The sequence below is a fragment of the Salimicrobium humidisoli genome (assembly GCF_002295105.1).
Lineage (GTDB): Bacteria > Bacillota > Bacilli > Bacillales > Halobacillaceae > Salimicrobium > Salimicrobium humidisoli.
In genome coordinates this window covers 261,628-277,350 of sequence record NZ_NSGH01000001.1, presented here as the reverse complement: position 1 = coordinate 277,350, position 15,723 = coordinate 261,628, and the positions used below count along the sequence as shown (strand labels likewise).

Annotated in this window: 13 protein-coding genes; 5 read left to right on the top strand and 8 right to left on the bottom strand. The window is 48.5% G+C overall.

What is annotated here, in order from left to right:
- Positions 1-280 precede the first annotated feature (280 nt).
- Entirely contained in the window at positions 281-874 is a 594-nt protein-coding gene (locus CKW00_RS01355; RefSeq protein ID WP_095821037.1) for a biotin transporter BioY, read from the bottom strand.
- A 77-nt stretch (positions 875-951) separates the two neighbouring features.
- Positions 952-3,195, bottom strand: coding sequence for an ATP-dependent DNA helicase (locus tag CKW00_RS01350; RefSeq protein WP_095821036.1), 2,244 nt, complete (start codon positions 3,193-3,195; stop codon positions 952-954).
- Positions 3,196-3,379: 184 nt separating this feature from the next.
- On the opposite strand from CKW00_RS01350, the gene CKW00_RS01345 reads away from it, so the two are divergent.
- The 3 genes from CKW00_RS01345 to cysK are packed head-to-tail and all read left to right on the top strand — an operon-like array spanning position 3,380 to position 5,912.
- Positions 3,380-4,282: an SGNH/GDSL hydrolase family protein gene (locus CKW00_RS01345; RefSeq protein WP_095821035.1), complete on the top strand. Its 903-nt coding sequence runs from the start codon at positions 3,380-3,382 to the stop codon at positions 4,280-4,282.
- Between the two features lie 20 nt (positions 4,283-4,302).
- The gene (locus tag CKW00_RS01340; RefSeq protein WP_095821034.1) at positions 4,303-4,959 is read left to right on the top strand and encodes a YpmS family protein; all 657 of its coding nucleotides are present in this window, start codon (positions 4,303-4,305) and stop codon (positions 4,957-4,959) included.
- Between the two features lie 23 nt (positions 4,960-4,982).
- The gene (gene cysK / locus CKW00_RS01335) at positions 4,983-5,912 is read left to right on the top strand and encodes a cysteine synthase A (protein ID WP_095821033.1); all 930 of its coding nucleotides are present in this window, start codon (positions 4,983-4,985) and stop codon (positions 5,910-5,912) included.
- 53 nt (positions 5,913-5,965) lie between these two features.
- Here the strand turns inward: cysK and CKW00_RS01330 are convergent, their stop codons facing one another.
- Entirely contained in the window at positions 5,966-6,577 is a 612-nt protein-coding gene (locus CKW00_RS01330; RefSeq protein WP_095821032.1) for a trimeric intracellular cation channel family protein, read from the bottom strand.
- Between the two features lie 127 nt (positions 6,578-6,704).
- Between CKW00_RS01330 and CKW00_RS01325 the strand changes: the two genes are divergently transcribed.
- Both CKW00_RS01325 and CKW00_RS01315 read left to right on the top strand, forming a co-directional pair.
- A complete protein-coding gene (locus CKW00_RS01325) occupies positions 6,705-7,658 on the top strand; it encodes a ring-cleaving dioxygenase (RefSeq protein ID WP_095821031.1) in 954 nt (317 codons plus the stop codon).
- A 587-nt stretch (positions 7,659-8,245) separates the two neighbouring features.
- Positions 8,246-9,094 (top strand): GAF domain-containing protein, encoded by an 849-nt coding sequence (locus CKW00_RS01315; protein WP_095821029.1) that lies wholly within the window; start codon positions 8,246-8,248, stop codon positions 9,092-9,094.
- 47 nt (positions 9,095-9,141) lie between these two features.
- On the opposite strand, the gene CKW00_RS01310 is transcribed toward CKW00_RS01315, so the two are convergent.
- The 5 genes from CKW00_RS01310 to treP all read right to left on the bottom strand — a co-directional run bounded on the left by CKW00_RS01310 (position 9,142) and on the right by treP (position 15,717).
- Positions 9,142-11,091: an aconitate hydratase gene (locus tag CKW00_RS01310; RefSeq protein ID WP_095821028.1), complete on the bottom strand. Its 1,950-nt coding sequence runs from the start codon at positions 11,089-11,091 to the stop codon at positions 9,142-9,144.
- 150 nt (positions 11,092-11,241) lie between these two features.
- On the bottom strand, positions 11,242-11,757 hold the full coding sequence (locus tag CKW00_RS01305; protein WP_095821027.1) for a DUF6933 domain-containing protein: 516 nt from the start codon (positions 11,755-11,757) through the stop codon (positions 11,242-11,244).
- Between the two features lie 69 nt (positions 11,758-11,826).
- Positions 11,827-12,540 carry a trehalose operon repressor gene (gene treR, locus CKW00_RS01300; protein WP_095821026.1) on the bottom strand — a complete coding sequence of 238 codons (714 nt, stop codon included), beginning with the start codon at positions 12,538-12,540 and terminating at the stop codon, positions 11,827-11,829.
- A gap of 23 nt (positions 12,541-12,563) precedes the next feature.
- Positions 12,564-14,231, bottom strand: a complete 1,668-nt coding sequence (gene treC, locus CKW00_RS01295) for an alpha,alpha-phosphotrehalase (RefSeq protein ID WP_095821025.1) — start codon at positions 14,229-14,231, stop codon at positions 12,564-12,566.
- Positions 14,232-14,307: 76 nt separating this feature from the next.
- Positions 14,308-15,717 carry a PTS system trehalose-specific EIIBC component gene (gene treP, locus CKW00_RS01290; RefSeq protein ID WP_095821024.1) on the bottom strand — a complete coding sequence of 470 codons (1,410 nt, stop codon included), beginning with the start codon at positions 15,715-15,717 and terminating at the stop codon, positions 14,308-14,310.
- Positions 15,718-15,723: the final 6 nt, after the last annotated feature.

Here is a 15,723-nt window from a genome sequence, read left to right as displayed (position 1 = left end):
GTTTACGGTAAAATTAAGTTGGGTCATCATCAAACCTCCTGTGTTGGTTTTTCGTGGTTGAAAACATTGTAACACAGGGTTGATGAGGCCCTTTTTTTCTTTTTACACAATTATATGGACTCAATCTGGGGAACTACCGGGACCATGCCAATCTTCCTCTTTTTCCCACTACAGAAGAAACGGCAGAAGCTCTTGTCACTTTTTACTGGAACGGACTGTTCGCCAAGCCGCTGAATAATACTACTGATACCCATCCTTCCGAAAATTGAAACAGGCACCCTCACGTGGAGGATGCCTGTTTTTGATGTTGTCGCCATCTTGTATTCCTGAGGTATGATCCTTCCAGACGGACCGCGGTGAGAGCTGCTACGAAAGCCAATGCTCCATCTTTCAGAAGAAACGGAAGCATACTCGCCCAGGCAGCAGTATAACTGATACCTGCACCTTCTCCGGCCCAAAGGGATAAAGCGGCGTAAAGCCAGGTGACTCCGACCAGATAATTTACGGTAAGACCGGCCAGAGAGGCTTTTATATATTGAATGAAGGTCTGTCTCTTCTCAACTACCGCTCCCGCTGCATAAGCGATCCCTATAAAAGATAATACAAAACCGAAGGTGGGCGAAACGAAACTCCCGAGTCCCCCGCCAAAACCTGCAAATACGGGCACGCCGATCAACCCTACTACGGTATAGACGAACATAGCGAATGCCCCGCGTTTTTTCCCGAGAATCAGTCCGCTTAATATAGCAACAAAAGTCTGAAGCGTAAGCGGCACTCCCATTACCGAAAGAAATGGAGCTATAGCAGTGATGTTCGCTCCGATGGCCATAAGAGCCACGAACATCGAACCGATTGTAATATCATATGTACGCATGTGTTAACCCTCCCATTCGTTACGTTAACTTTAATAAACAAATCTTTTTGTGTCAACCTTATTTTCCAAAGGTTAACTCATTTATTTTTCCACTCTTCCGGGAGGAGTCCCCTGTACACCGGTGTCATAAAACGGTCATCGATAAACTGCAGCACTCCGTAATCTTCTTCGGACCGGATCAGTCTGCCTCCGGCCTGAAGTACTTTGTTCATGCCCGGATAGACGTAGGCATAGTTGTAGCCGTTCCTGTCCCGGTTTTCGAAGTAACGATGTATAAGCTCTTTTTCTATATCTCTCGGCGGGAGAGCCACTCCTACCACTGCAACTCCGCGCAGCCTGTCCCCTTTCAGATCGACGCCCTCCGAGAAAACACCTCCGAGGACAGCAAAGCCGATGATTTCACTTTCTTCGGTGAACTGGGCCAGAAACTCTGACTTTCTTTCCTCGTCCATATTCCGTTCCTGAACAACTATTTCCTTCCCCCATTCCTTAGCATAAGAATAAATGAGTTCCAGGTATGAATAAGAAGGAAAAAAGAACAGATGATTGCCCGGCCAGGCTTCCGTCTGTTTTTTTAAACTGTCGCTCACACCCCGGGCAGTTCTCTCCCGGTCCCTGAACCGGGTGGACAGAGGGGTGAATATCGTGTCGATCTGCTCTCTGCTGAAGGGGGAAGGCAACTTCAGAATGTAGTCTTCCGGCGTCCCTCCAAGCATTTCTTTATAGTAAGCAAATGGGGAGAGTGTCGCCGAAAAATAGACAGAGAACCGGTAGGCATCGGTAATTCTCTTAACTACTGTACGCGGGTTGAGGCAGTATAGCTTCAATTCTTCCTTTTCTTTACCGATGTAAACGAAATTATCATCTTTCTGCTCAAGCATATTCAAGAAATGCTGGCTTCCGAAGTAGGAGTTCATCACCGTCTCATCCTGTTCCTCCGGCAGCAGATCACGCAGGAATGACTCCGTTTCTTCCACAAATGCTTCGATACGTTCTTCCATCACGCCCGGTATTTCGTCGATGGAGACTTCCTTCTGATTTTCCGGAAAGAGAGAAGTGATGTCGGAGGCTATGGAAGCAGCCAAATTCCCTGCCCGTTCAGATCCCACCAGGGAGGGCAGCGTTTCAAAATCTGAGGCGGAAAGGGAAGCGGAGTACATGTCCCGCGTCCGTTCCACGAGATTATGGGCTTCATCCACCAGCAGACCCATTTTCTTCGTCCTGTCACGGGACAGTCTCTTCAGAGCAACTCTCGGATCGTATACGTAGTTGTAGTCGCCGATTACGATATCGGCAGCATTTGTAAGATCCAGAGAGTATTCAAACGGACAGATGTGATGCTTCCTGGCATAGGTCTCAATCGTGCCCCGGTCCAGCAGTGACTCATTCGTAAGGATGTCCACCAGGGCTTCATTGATACGGTCGTAATAACCATCCGCAAAAGAACAGTATTCGGGCTGACATATCGTTTCTTCCTGAAAGCAGATTTTGTCCTTGGCCGTCAGTGTCACCGCAGTAAGGGACGCTCCCTCCTCCTGCATCAGACGGATCGCTTCTTCGGCCGTCTCGCGGGTCGTCGTTTTGGCCGTCGCATAATAAAGCTGTTCAAAATCTCCTTCTTCCATCGCTTTTACACCGGGGAACAGAGAAGAAATGGTCTTCCCAATACCTGTCGGGGCCTGGGCAAACAGGGTTCTTCCTTCCCTGGCGGTGCGGTAGACGCTCCCGGCAAACGTTCGCTGACCTTCACGATACGAAGGATAAGGGAAGCCGAGCTTCGGAAGCGTCTCATGTTTCTGCGCCCGCCTACGGACAAGAGTAAGGGCATAAGGTGTATATGCTTCCACCATGAAACGGACTTCTTCCTTCAGCTGTTCCACCGTAAGATACCGCAAGTACCTGATTTTCTTTTTCGATGCTTTCTGTACGTAAGTAAGCTGAACATTGATACCCTCGAGCTGTTCCCGTTCACAATACATGTACGCATAGCCGTAAGCCTGTCCCCAGTGTTCGGGGAAGAGATCTTCCTCGAGTTCTTCCGCTTCCAGCGAAGTGGACTTGATTTCGTCAATGACAAGCCCCTCCCCACTCCTCAACACCCCGTCACAACGGCCGTGAATGTGAAGGGTCATCTCTTCCATTTCATACAAAAAGTCGAGATATACTTCTTTTTCCTCCGTCTCTTTGTATTCCTTCTGTACCGCCTGGTGGATGGCCGTCCCTTCACTCAGTGCTTTGGAAGAACGGAATTTTTCATCAATACTGCCACGTTTATAAGCATATTCCGCCAGCTCCCGAACGGAAATCTTCATCGATTTCATCACACATCACCCCATTTTCCTGTCGTATTTCGTATGTATATTATACACCCTCGGAAAAGTGATATAATAACAAAAGAAAGCGGAAGTTTCCGTTCAGAAACGCTGGCGTAAGCAGAAATCTCTCGTTTCGGGTGCTTAACATAAAATCAATAAATGTAATAAATGAAATGTCGGGTGGATAGTAATGACAAAAAAATGGTGGATAATCGGTATTCTGGTACTCACAGCGGTCCTCGCCGGATTTCTGTGGTTCTCACTGACAGATTCAGATAAACAGGACGCCCCCTCCCCTCCCCGGACTTCTGAACCTTCCGGTGATGAATCGGATGCCGACCCGGGAGACCGTAATGCAGAGGGAGAAGACGATTTAAGTGAAAATATAAGAGAGTCTTTTTCTGACGCTCTCGAAAGTGCAAAAAGTCTGTTTGTGCAACGGGACCTTCACATTACTGCACTGGGAGATTCCCTGACACAGGGGGTCGGCGATACGACGGACGATGGAGGTTATGTAGGTATTCTTGAGGAATCCATTAACCAGAACAGTGACACAGCCGCAGAAACCGTGCAGGTCGGTAATTTCGGAAAAAGAGGAAACCGTACCGATCACCTTCTGGAAAGACTGGACAATGAGGACTTGCAGGGGTCGATCCGGGAAGCGGACCTTATTCTTATAACCATCGGCGCCAACGATGTGATAAAGGTAGTGAAAGATAACGTCACTTCTACTCTTGATTACGAGCAGTTCGTCGAAGCGCAGGCAATTTACGAGCAGAACCTGCGCAGCATTCTCGAAAAAATAAGAGAACTCAACCCCGAGGCAAGTATTTACCTGCTCGGAGTATATAACCCCTTTGATAAATATTTCAAAGATATCCCCGAACTGAACCAGATTATAAGCGACTGGAACAGAATAAGCAGACAGGTACTTACGGAATTCGACAATACAGGGTTCATCCCTATCCGCGACATTTTCGAAGGTGCCGACGAGGATATATTATGGGAGGACAATTTCCATCCGAACGAAGTCGGGTATAAACGGATGGCCGAACGCGTGTTAGAATATATTAGAGAAGAGATTGAAGAATAGCAGTATAGGTGGAGTGTGCAGTGAAGAGATTGAAACACATTATTTTCGAAAATAAATGGCGCAGTGCTTTTTTCGGAGTCATTCTCCTTAATCTCGGCATTGTCCTCTGGGTGCTTGCTCTCATCTTCATCCCGACGGACTACACCCTGGTCAATGTCGACAGAGAACGGACGAACACGGATGCCGAATTTACGATCGTCTCAACCAAAGAAAATCTGGAACAGTTAACGAATGAATACTTAAATGAAATGTCATCAAACACTATATTCGATTATTCGATTTCTCTGGATAAGTTCGTAAAACTCCGGGGAAATATCCGGGCTTTCGACCAGGTTATCCCCATAACGGTGGAACTTGAACCGGTCGTGCAGGAAAACGGGGACCTCATTTTGGAACAGCAGGGTATTTCTCTCGGAAAACTTCCGCTTCCAAGCAATAAGGTGCTGGAGTTCGTCGCTGACAACTATGATCTTCCGGACTGGGTGCGGGTGAACCCTGAGGAGGAGAACATTTACGTAGCCCTTACCCAAATGGAGACGGAGAGCAATTTCCGGCTGGCAGCAGAACGTTTTAATTTGAATTCTGACCAGCTCGCCTTTAAAATAGCGGTACCTAAAGACAGTTTCGAGCTTGCACAGAAAGTCGTAACCAACAACGATCTGGAATTTCAGAATTAATCCCGAGCGAAGGATGTGAGCATATGGACGTAGTAAATAACATCGCCGATCTGATCGGAGATACGCCTCTTGTCAAACTGAATCGTGTGGCTCCGGAAAACGGCGCCACCATCTATTTGAAACTCGAAAGTTTCAACCCGAGCGGAAGTGTGAAAGACCGGGCCGCCTTTGAAATGATAAGACAGGCGGAAGAAGACGGTCATCTCCAGCCGGGGGCGACCATTATCGAACCGACGAGCGGAAACACCGGTATCGGCCTTGCGATGAATGCAGCAGCCCGCGGGTACCGAGCGATTCTCGTCATGCCTGATACTATGACTCAGGAGCGTATCAACCTCCTGAAAGCTTATGGCGCTGAAATCGTCCTTACTCCGGGGGAAGAAAAGATGCCCGGAGCTATCGCCAAAGCGAAAGAACTGACTGCAGAAATGGAGAACAGTTTTATGCCGATGCAGTTTGAAAATTTCGCCAACCCGGATGCCCACCGGCACACGACAGCAGTCGAAATCAAAGAAGCTATGGAAGCACTGGGGAAACCGCTGTCCGCTTTTGTATCGACTGCAGGAACCGGTGGTACGATAACCGGAACCGGAGAAGAGCTGAAGAAATTCTTTCCGGAACTGAGCATACACGTGGCAGAACCTGCGGGATCGCCCGTACTCTCCGGAGGAAAACCGGGCAAGCATAAACTGGTCGGTACCAGTCCCGGGTTCATCCCCGATATTCTGAACAGGGATATTTACGATGAAATTCTCCAGGTCACGGATGAGGACGCTTATGAAGTGACGCGAAGACTGGCCCGGGAAGAAGGCATTCTTCTCGGCACCTCCGGCGGCGCCAGCTGCTGGGCTGCGATGGAAGTAGCCAAAAGAATGAGCCCCGAAGATGTAATCGTCGTCATCTCCCCGGACACGGGAGAACGGTATCTCTCCGGGGACTTATTCCGATTTTAATACCTGGACAGCACAAACCCCCGAGCCGTATACATACCCGGTTCAGGGGTTTTTTACATCCTGTAAAAATCACGGAAACGCAGATGCCAGCCCATGTGAAAGGACAGCAGGCGCAGACAGAGGATTACTATAAATAAACCGTACATCTGTATGACACTATCCAGATCCACCCAGCCCATACCTGCAACGAAGCCTGCTCCCATCGCCCACACTGCATATATTTCCTGATGCAACACCATGGGACGGCGCTGAGCAAGTACGTCTCTCGTTATTCCTCCCCCTACTCCGGTCAACAAAGAAGCGAACATGACCCCTCCGAGAGGGAATCCCTGTTCCAATGCGAACATCGCTCCCCCTACAGCGAATGCGGACAGACCTACCGCATCCGTATACACGTTCCATCTGTCCATAAACATGACCCAGCTCTTCGGAAAAAAGTAGGCGATGGTAATAATCGTTACCGCCACGTAAAAGAATATCCCCTGTTCCCATACGTGAACTACAGGGACATCCAGTGCAATATTTCTTACAATCCCTCCGGCAAACGCTGTTGCAATACCGAGCATATACGTTCCAAAAAAGTCGTATCGTTCACTCATGGCTACGATGGCTCCGCTGAAAGCGAAAGCCATGACCGCTATCATATTCATTATATCCCAGGCCATAATCGCGCCCCCATTTCTCATGTCTGTTTGGAAATATATCACACTTTTTATGCGAAAAGGAGGTCCTTTGACATTTTTCCGTTTTTCTTATACAATTATCTTGAATTCGAGATAAGGAGGAGATCTCATGGAAATCAAAGGGATCCACCACGTATCAGCTATAACTAAATATGCACAGGAAAATCATGATTTTTACACAAACGTTCTCGGTATGCGCCTCGTCAAAAAAACCGTAAACCAGGATGATCCTTCGATGTACCATCTGTTTTATGCCGACGCCGAAGGAAGCGCCGGAACGGACTTCACCTTTTTTGAAATACCGATGCTCGGTAATACGTACGAGGGGACGAACAGTATCTCCACTACCACTCTCCGCGTCCCGGACGACGAAGCTATCGATTTCTGGGAGGACCGGCTTCATTCCGAAGGGCTGGAAGTCGACCCGGTAACCGAACGGTTCGGTCGTCGTATGTTATTCTTCCGCGACCCGGAAGGACAGCGTCTCGGCCTGGTTTCGGACGAAAATAATGAAGGGATAGCCCCGGGTGTAAGATGGGAAACGTCCGAGATCCCGGCTTCAAAAGCGATCCAGGGTCTCGGCCCCGTCTATTTCACCGTGCCTCACCTTGAACCTACCGCTCAGGTACTGACAGAGACGCTCGGATTTACCCAGTTGGATAATGAATCGGACATCTATCGTTTCCAGGCAGGAAAAGGAGGAACAGGGGGAGAAATTCACGTCATCGCCGATGCTTCCCTTCCGAAAGAACGTCCCGGCCAGGGGAGTGTCCACCACGCCGCTTTCCGCGTGAAAGACCGGGAGGAACTCGAACAGTGGGTAGAGCGGGTTCAGGATGCCGGACTCGTCAATTCCGGAGTTGTAGACCGTCATTACTTCCAATCCCTCTATTTCCGGGAGCCGAACCACATTCTCATTGAACTGGCTACAGACGGTCCCGGTTTCGACGTGGACGAACCAATGGACTCTCTCGGAGAAGCCCTCTCCCTTCCGCCTTTTCTTGAGAACCGACGCGAAGAAATAGAAGAAAACCTTAAACCTATCCGTCAGCAAAAAAATTAATCGCACATCCTCGCCTTCCTACTTTACGGGCAAGCCCGTAACCTGTAGGAGGGCTGTTTTTTACAGCAGAAACTCTCATCGGATACAAATTACTTACACACCTCTGAAAACCTTCTTTTTCATCCCGCATCTTTTGCATTTGTATATCGACCTCGAGTTTATTTCGTCATCCCACCCGATCATTTCAAATTTGTGTAACCCTATCCTGCACAGGACACTAGTTTCTTCTCTGGTACTAATAGCTGAGTAAGCCAGCATACTGAAACCTGTAATCAGAGAAATATAAGGCGTATAAAGAAGATTTGAATCTATTTGAAAACTCAAAATAAACAATACGATTCCAAATAAAATTATAAACGACCCTATTTTCTTAACTGAAGATTCCATAGTCTCGCCTCTTTTCAATAGCTTAATGTTATTCAGCTTTCTATATACTTTGACATACTATCCCTGGTATTCCACTTAGGACAGGACAAAGAAACCTTTTCTATTTCCCGTTCCTGTTGTCAGACATTTGATTAATACTGTGGAAAAAGACTAAAATAGAGGTACTGACATATTAAAGAAGGAAGGAATTTATAACCATTATGGACAACCTGAAAGCTCCGGAAACGTTTCAGTCACTGAAAAAGGCGTCCGAGAAAATCTTTGAACTTATTACCACTCATCTCAACGTCCAGACTGCTTATGTAGCCAAACGCGGTGATACTGCCATGACGGTGCTGAGCTCTATAAATAATAAAGAGGAACTCGTACCTGAAGGTCTGGAGGTCACTTACAGCGGTGCCGTTTGCCGTGTGGTTATATCCGGTGAAGGCAATACGCTGAATTCTTCGAATCTGGAAAAGGATGAACTCACGAGAGAACTTGAAATAGCAAAAGACCTGAAAATGAAAGGATTCCTCGGAGTAACGCTCCGCGATCAGAAAGGCGAGGTATTCGGCACCCTCTGCGTCCTGGATCAGGAGGAGAAAAACTTCTCGGAAGAAGATGTCCAGTTTCTGCAGTCTATCGCAAACGTCCTGTCCTACCTGATTGAACTTGATCATACCCAGTTCAATATGTCCCTGCTCAACGTTCCCATCCTTCCTATAACAAAAGGAGTATCGGTTTTGACACTGCAGGGTATCGTGGATGAAAAACGGGCAGACAAACTGACCGCAGAAGTCCTCCGCTACGCTTCCCAGAACGATATCGACTTTTTTGTAATAGAGCTGTCGGGACTTGTCATCATTGATAATGAATTCCCTTATGTAGTGGTGGAAATTCTCCAGGCTCTTAAGGTGATGGGAGTGGAACCGATTCTGACCGGTGTCACCCCGGCCATCGCCATGCAGGAGGCAGGTACGGTAGCTTTACGGAATCTCGGGATTAAAACAGTTTCCAATATAGAAGAAGCCCTCGAGTATATAGGGTTCAGCCTTATTGAATCATAAAAAACCGCCGGAGCCCGGCGGTTTTCTTTATGACTTCTTTTGAACTTTTACTGGTTCAGACGGTCTTTCACCCAGTTGATCAGTCCACCTGTTTCCATAATTTCGATTTGACGCTCGGATAGAGCGTGCTCTACTTTTATCTTCTTATCCTTGCCTTTTATTTCAACTTCCAGTTCGTTACCTTCGCGTATTTTGTCACGAAGACCCGTGAATACGAGAGTATCGCCCTGACTTATTTCGTCCCAGTCGCTTTCATTCACAAAAGTGAGCGGGAGAATACCGAAGTTTGCAAGGTTCTGCCAGTGAATCCGTGCAAAGTCCTTAACAATCGCCACTTTCATACCAAGGAAGCGTGGAGCGAGTGCCGCGTGCTCACGGCTGGATCCCTGCCCGTAGTTGGTTCCACCGATTACGGCGTGACCACCGTCGTCACGGGATTCCATAGCTCTGTCATAATATGTCTCATCCACTATTTCAAACGTGAATTTACTGATTTCCGGAAGGTTACTGCGGTATGGAAGAACGCGCGCTCCCCCTGCAAGTATTTCATCCGTCGAAATGTCATCCCCCATCTTAAGAAGGACAGGAAGTTCCATATCATTCGGAAGCTCGTCCATCTTCGGAATGGAAGCGATGTTCGGTCCTTTCACCAGTTCGTACTCTTTCGATTCTTCCTCGGATACCGGGCGTTCCAGCAGACGGGTATCAACGGTCGGCTGTTCCGGCATGTCGACTTTCGGATAATCGAACCCTGCATTTCTCGGGTCGGTTATTTTACCGAAAAGTGCAGAAACCGCTGCCGTTTCCGGGCTGGATAGGAATACACTGTCTTCTTTCGTTCCGGAGCGTCCCGGGAAGTTTCTTGGAGTGGTACGGAGACTGTTGCGTCCTGTCGCAGGAGCCTGACCCATACCGATACAACCGTTACACCCGGCCTGGTGAAGACGTGCACCGGCCTGAAGGAAGTTCGCGATATGGCCGTGCTGTGACAAATCAATAAGCATCTGCCGGGACGTCGGGTTCAGGTCCAGTGACAGTCCTTCGGCAATGTGACGACCTTCCACGATTTTCGAAGCAATGGCGAAATCACGATAGCCCGGGTTAGCGGAAGAACCGATGTAAGACTGATAGATCGGTTCGCCTTCAACTTCACTGACCGGAACTACGTTACCGGGACTTGTAGGTTTCGCAATCATCGGCTCAAGTTCAGAGAGATTGAGCTCTTCATGGCGGTCGTATTCCGCACCTTCGTCCGCTTTCAGTTCAATCCATTCGTCTTCGCGGCCTTCTTCTGTCATATAGCGCTTCGTTTCTTCATCGGACGGGAAAACAGTACCGGTGGCACCGAGTTCTGCGCCCATGTTGGCGATTACGTGTCTGTCCATAGCCGACAAGTTTTTAAGACCTGGACCGTAATATTCGAATACGTGGTTCACTCCGCCTTTTACTCCGTGGCGACGAAGCATTTCGAGAACCGCGTCTTTCGCACTTACCCAGTCAGGAAGATCTCCGGTCACTTTAACGCCCCACACTTTCGGCATCTTAACGTGGAACGGTTCACCGGCGATCGCCATGGCTACGTCAATACCGCCGGCGCCGATAGCGAGCATACCCATACATCCGTTTGCACATGTGTGGCTGTCGGATCCCAGAAGCGTTCTGCCGGGACGGGCCAGACGTTGCATGTGTACCGGGTGACTTACCCCGTTACCCGGACGGCTGTAATAAAGGCCATATTTCTTTGCGGCACTTTCGAGGAATAAGTGGTCATCCGGGTTCTTACTGTCTTCCTGGATCAGGTTGTGGTCCACATACTGGGCGGATGCTTCCGTTTTAGCCCGGTCGATATCCATCGCTTCGAGCTCCAGCATAACCATCGTTCCTGTGGCATCCTGTGTAAGTGTCTGGTCGATTTTGAGGGCAACTTCGGCCCCCGGTGTCATTTCCCCTTCAACTAAATGATCTTTGATTAATTTTTGTGTGACGTTATAACTCACGCAAAAACCCTCCTTATCACAATTAAGTCTTCTATGTTTACCGTTCCTCCTATACCCTTACCCGAATTATGGTAAATTTATTCATTCAGTCAGGAAAAAGCGACTAATGCCTTCGCTGTCGGGGCAGTGGGGAAACAGAAAAACAATCATCTACTGGCCATGATTGTTTTCATAGTAATCGTTCAATTCCTTGATCGGGGTGATGTTTGCAAGAGTCGAAAACACCATGTTTTCATTCATCCAGCGATTCACTTCGACGGCGTCTATTTCCTCGAATTCTCTTTCTTCCGTAAAACCTTCGAGCAACTTCAGCGACTCTTTCATTCTGCCGAGCGTGCGTCGATTGTCTGTTTTCGTAAGTATAATTTTTTTGGAGTTATCAAGCAGATCTCTTTTGTACTCTTCATTGATATCGAGCATCTGAAGAAGCTGTTTTAATGAGCCGCGCAGCACATTATCGATGTTTTCATACTGTTCGGTCTCAAGTCCGAACAGCACAAGTGTAAGTGCCGTGCGGTCATTCATGAGGATAAGGCCTTCTCTATCCCTCATAAAGAACCGGTTCATCTGCCAGCGATAAATCTCGGGCAGATCTCTTTTATCAAATTCTTCTCTTTCCATAGGCAGTGCTTCCGCCATCTTTTGCGTGACGCCGATAGTAAACATGTGTCTCACCTCTTCCCTTCCAGTGTAGCATGCAAAAATGAATCCTGCAGTCTGAAAAAACTGCAGAATTCATTTGACCCGCCTCGCAAAATCGACGAACTGGAATTTGTCCGGTCTGTGTCTCGATTCCGTATACTGAAATAAAGTGGCATCGGAGAGATAGACATAACTTCTGATCACCACTACCTGGGCGTGTTCCAACAGGTCCAGGTACCTTTCATCTTCAGCGGTCGCATCCTCCACTACAATCTGTTTTTTTGCGAAACTGATTTCAAGACCCAGCTCCTCTTCAATGAATTCATAGATCGACTCTTCGGCAATCTGTTTCGTAAGACCCTTCACATAGTCCTGCCTTACGTAATCCTTGTCGAGAATAATGCGCTCCCCGTTGATTTCCCTGCTGCGGATAATATTCCAGACGCGCACGTCCCTGTCACAGCCGAGGGCCTGCTGCAATTCTTCTTCCGGCTCCGAAAGGAAGAGCTGCTCTACATTCGTGACGATGTCGCCGCCGAACTGTTCGGAGAGCTCCTTGAAGCTCGTAAGGCCGGAGACCGGGAATTCGAACTTGCTGTGATCAAGCACGACCGAACCTTTCCCACGGACTTTGTGGATATAACCATTCTGCACAAGCAGGTTCAACGCTTTTCTTATCGTTTCCCTCGACGTGGCATACGCTTCCTTCAGCTCATGCTCTGAAGGAAGAATTTCCCCGGAATGATATTCCCCGCGCTGAATCTGACGAACAAGTTCATTATAGATAGTAAGAAATTTATTCTGCATTTTTTTCACCATTCATCAGTATATCAGTATTTTTTCATATAATAAACGACGGACTCGTAAGGCCTGAGGTCGATACTCGTACTCATGGAAGGAGGGTCGTTGTAGTTCGAGATCAGTACGACCCCTTCGCCCTGTACCCGTTCCGGCAACGCGGCCTTCGTTTCTGTGCCGTAAAAGTTACTGACGGTAACGAGACGCTCCTTTTCCGTTTCCCTCTTATAAACGAAAAGGGACGGGTCCTCTTCAAGCAGAAGTTCATAGTCTCCATGAGTGATAATGTCGTACTCTTTCCGGAGACGGATCAGCTTCTGATAATGCTGGAAAACCGAATCTTCCTGCTGAAGTTCCTTTTCAGCGTTGATATATTTATAATTGTCCGGGACACCGATCCAGGGCGTGCCTGTCGTAAAACCTGCGTTCTTCCCACTGTTCCACTGCATCGGTGTACGACTGTTATCCCTTGATTTCTGTTTAAGAATGCCGATGATCTCCTCTTCCGATTTTCCCTGTTCCTTCATCCTCTCATAACTGTTCAGGGATTCCACGTCCCGGTACTCTTCGATCGATTCGAAGCCCGGGTTCGGCATTCCTATCTCTTCTCCCTGATAGATGTAAGGGGTGCCTTTCATCATATGCATAGTAGCAGCCAGCATCTTCGCAGAAGTGACCCGGTACTCCCCGTCATCCCCGAAGCGGGAGACGACGCGCGGCTGATCGTGGTTGCACCAGAAAAGCGCGTTCCACCCTCCCCCTTCATGCATTCCTCTCTGCCACTCGCTCAATATACGTTTCAACTCCTGAAGGTCGAAAGTCGCCTTCGTCCACTTCTCACCGTTCGGATAATCGACTTTCAAATGATGGAAATTGAACGTCATGCTCAGTTCCTGGCGCTCCGGACGTGTGTACTTGATGCAGTGGTCGATAGTAGTCGAGGACATCTCCCCTACGGTCATCAGATCATGCGGTGCAAATACTTCTCTGTTCATTTCATGCATGAATTCATGAACCCGGGGCCCGTCCGTGTAGAACTTCCGCCCGTCTCCTGTATCGTCGTCCGGAAAACGCTGGTCTTTTGATACGAGATTGATTACATCAAGACGGAACCCGTCGATGCCTTTCTCCGCCCAGTGTCTCATCATATCGTACACGTCCCGGCGTACGTCTTCATTTTCCCAGTTCAGATCCGCCTGCGTTACGTCGAAAAGATGGAGATAATACTGACCTGTATCCTCATCGTATTTCCACGCATTACCTCCGAATTTCGACTGCCAGTTCGTCGGTTCCTCCCCGTTCACCGGATCCTTCCATATATAGTAATCGCGATAAGGATTATCCTTCGATGTCAGAGACTCCCGGAACCACCTGTGTTCGGTTGACGTATGGTTGACGACTATATCCATGATCACTTTGATACCACGCCGGTGCGCTTCATCCAGCAGACGTTCGAAGTCTTCCATCGTTCCGTATTCTTCGTGGATGTCAAAATAATCACTGATATCATACCCGTTGTCATTCTGCGGAGACTTATAGACAGGTGTGAGCCAGATGACATCCGCCCCGAGTTCCCTGATATAGTCGAGTTTTTCAATGATTCCCTGAATATCACCCGTACCATTGCCGGTAGTATCATTGAAACTCTTTGGATAAATCTGATAAACAACCGCTTTTTGCCACCATGGTGCCGTTTCCATTCAAATACCTCCTTTTTTTGTTTCCGATAAACCGGAAGCCGTGAAGGTGTCAGAACCCACACGGCTGGCTGAATTATTAAACGTCCCGTTTACGTTTGGCGTAAAGGTATGTCGCCGTAAGAGGAAGAACGATGACAATCGCCATGCCGATCAGAAAGTCTCCCCAGTACTCGTTCATGATCGAGAAAATACCGGGTACCCCGCCGACACCGATCGATGTGGCCAGCACTCCTCTTGAAGCTATATAAAGTCCGGCGATACCTGAAGAGATAAGGGAAATGACGAACGGATACTTGAACCGCAAGTTGACCCCGAACAGTGCAGGTTCTGTAATACCGAGCCATGCAGAAAGTCCGGAAGAACCGCTCAGCCCTTTAAGTTTCTCGTCTTTCGTAGCAAGGAAAATCGCGAAAGCCGCCGACCCCTGGGCGATATTCGAAAGAGCAAGCATCGGCCACAGGAACGTACTTCCCGTACTGCCGACGAGCTGAATATCGACGGCCAGGAACGTATGGTGCATACCCGTTATAACGAGCGCTCCGTAAAGGCCGCCGTACAGAAGACCACCGGCCCACGCTGCCACATCGAAGAGTGCGATAAAACCGTCGCTGATTCCATTACCGATAGCGAAAGTGACCGGGCCGATAAAGATGAAAGTAAGAAACCCTGTTACGAGAAGAGCGACCGGGGCCACGATAAGCAGTTGAATACTTTCCGGAATTCTTTTGCGCAGGAACAGTTCTATTTTCGTAAGAACCCAAGCTGCCACAAGTACCGGAAGTACCTGACCCTGGTAACCGATCTTATCGACTTCGAATCCGAACAGGTCCCACACAGGTACCGTTCCTTCTTTGACCGCTTCCCCGTACCCGTACGCACTTAATAGTGCCGGGTTAACAAGAACGAGACCGATCAGCATACCAAGAAGAGGTGTGCCTCCGAACCGCTTGGCAGCCGACCACCCTATGAGAGCCGGCAGGAAGACGAACGCTGTATTTGCAATGACGATTATCATGTTCGCGAAACCGGACCACTGCGGATAAACATCAATAATCGACTGCTCGTCGAAGAAAATCCCCGGCCCCGTGAGCAGGTTATTCAGACCCAGCAGTAGACCTGCGGTAATAATAGCCGGCAGAATCGGAATGAATATGTCCGCAAGTGTCTTCACACCGCGTTGAAGGGGGTTCATCTTGCCTTCTGTCTGTTCTTTGACTTCTTCCTTCGAGGCTTCCCCGATTCCCGCAAGTTCTATAAATTCATTGTAAACTTTGTCCACTGTACCCTGACCGATAACGACCTGAAACTGATTGTTGGCAGAGAACGAGCCTTTCACTGCATCGAGCTCATCCAGCCTTTCCTGATCTACAATCCCCTCATCTCCCAGTGCAAGCCGTAAGCGTGTTACACAGTGCGTGGCCGCTTCCACGTTTTCTTTGCCGCCCAGAGCTTCGAGGATCTGTTCTGCTTCTTTACGATAGTCCACGTCATT

Coding starts and splice junctions, on each gene's coding strand:
- CKW00_RS01355 (WP_095821037.1), bottom strand. CDS start 874: ATGCGTACATATGATATTACAATCGGTTCGATGTTCGTGGCTCTTATG.
- CKW00_RS01350 (WP_095821036.1), bottom strand. CDS start 3,195: ATGAAATCGATGAAGATTTCCGTTCGGGAGCTGGCGGAATATGCTTAT.
- CKW00_RS01345 (WP_095821035.1), top strand. CDS start 3,380: ATGACAAAAAAATGGTGGATAATCGGTATTCTGGTACTCACAGCGGTC.
- cysK (WP_095821033.1), top strand. CDS start 4,983: ATGGACGTAGTAAATAACATCGCCGATCTGATCGGAGATACGCCTCTT.
- CKW00_RS01330 (WP_095821032.1), bottom strand. CDS start 6,577: ATGGCCTGGGATATAATGAATATGATAGCGGTCATGGCTTTCGCTTTC.
- CKW00_RS01325 (WP_095821031.1), top strand. CDS start 6,705: ATGGAAATCAAAGGGATCCACCACGTATCAGCTATAACTAAATATGCA.
- CKW00_RS01315 (WP_095821029.1), top strand. CDS start 8,246: ATGGACAACCTGAAAGCTCCGGAAACGTTTCAGTCACTGAAAAAGGCG.
- CKW00_RS01305 (WP_095821027.1), bottom strand. CDS start 11,757: ATGTTTACTATCGGCGTCACGCAAAAGATGGCGGAAGCACTGCCTATG.
- treR (WP_095821026.1), bottom strand. CDS start 12,540: ATGCAGAATAAATTTCTTACTATCTATAATGAACTTGTTCGTCAGATT.
- treC (WP_095821025.1), bottom strand. CDS start 14,231: ATGGAAACGGCACCATGGTGGCAAAAAGCGGTTGTTTATCAGATTTAT.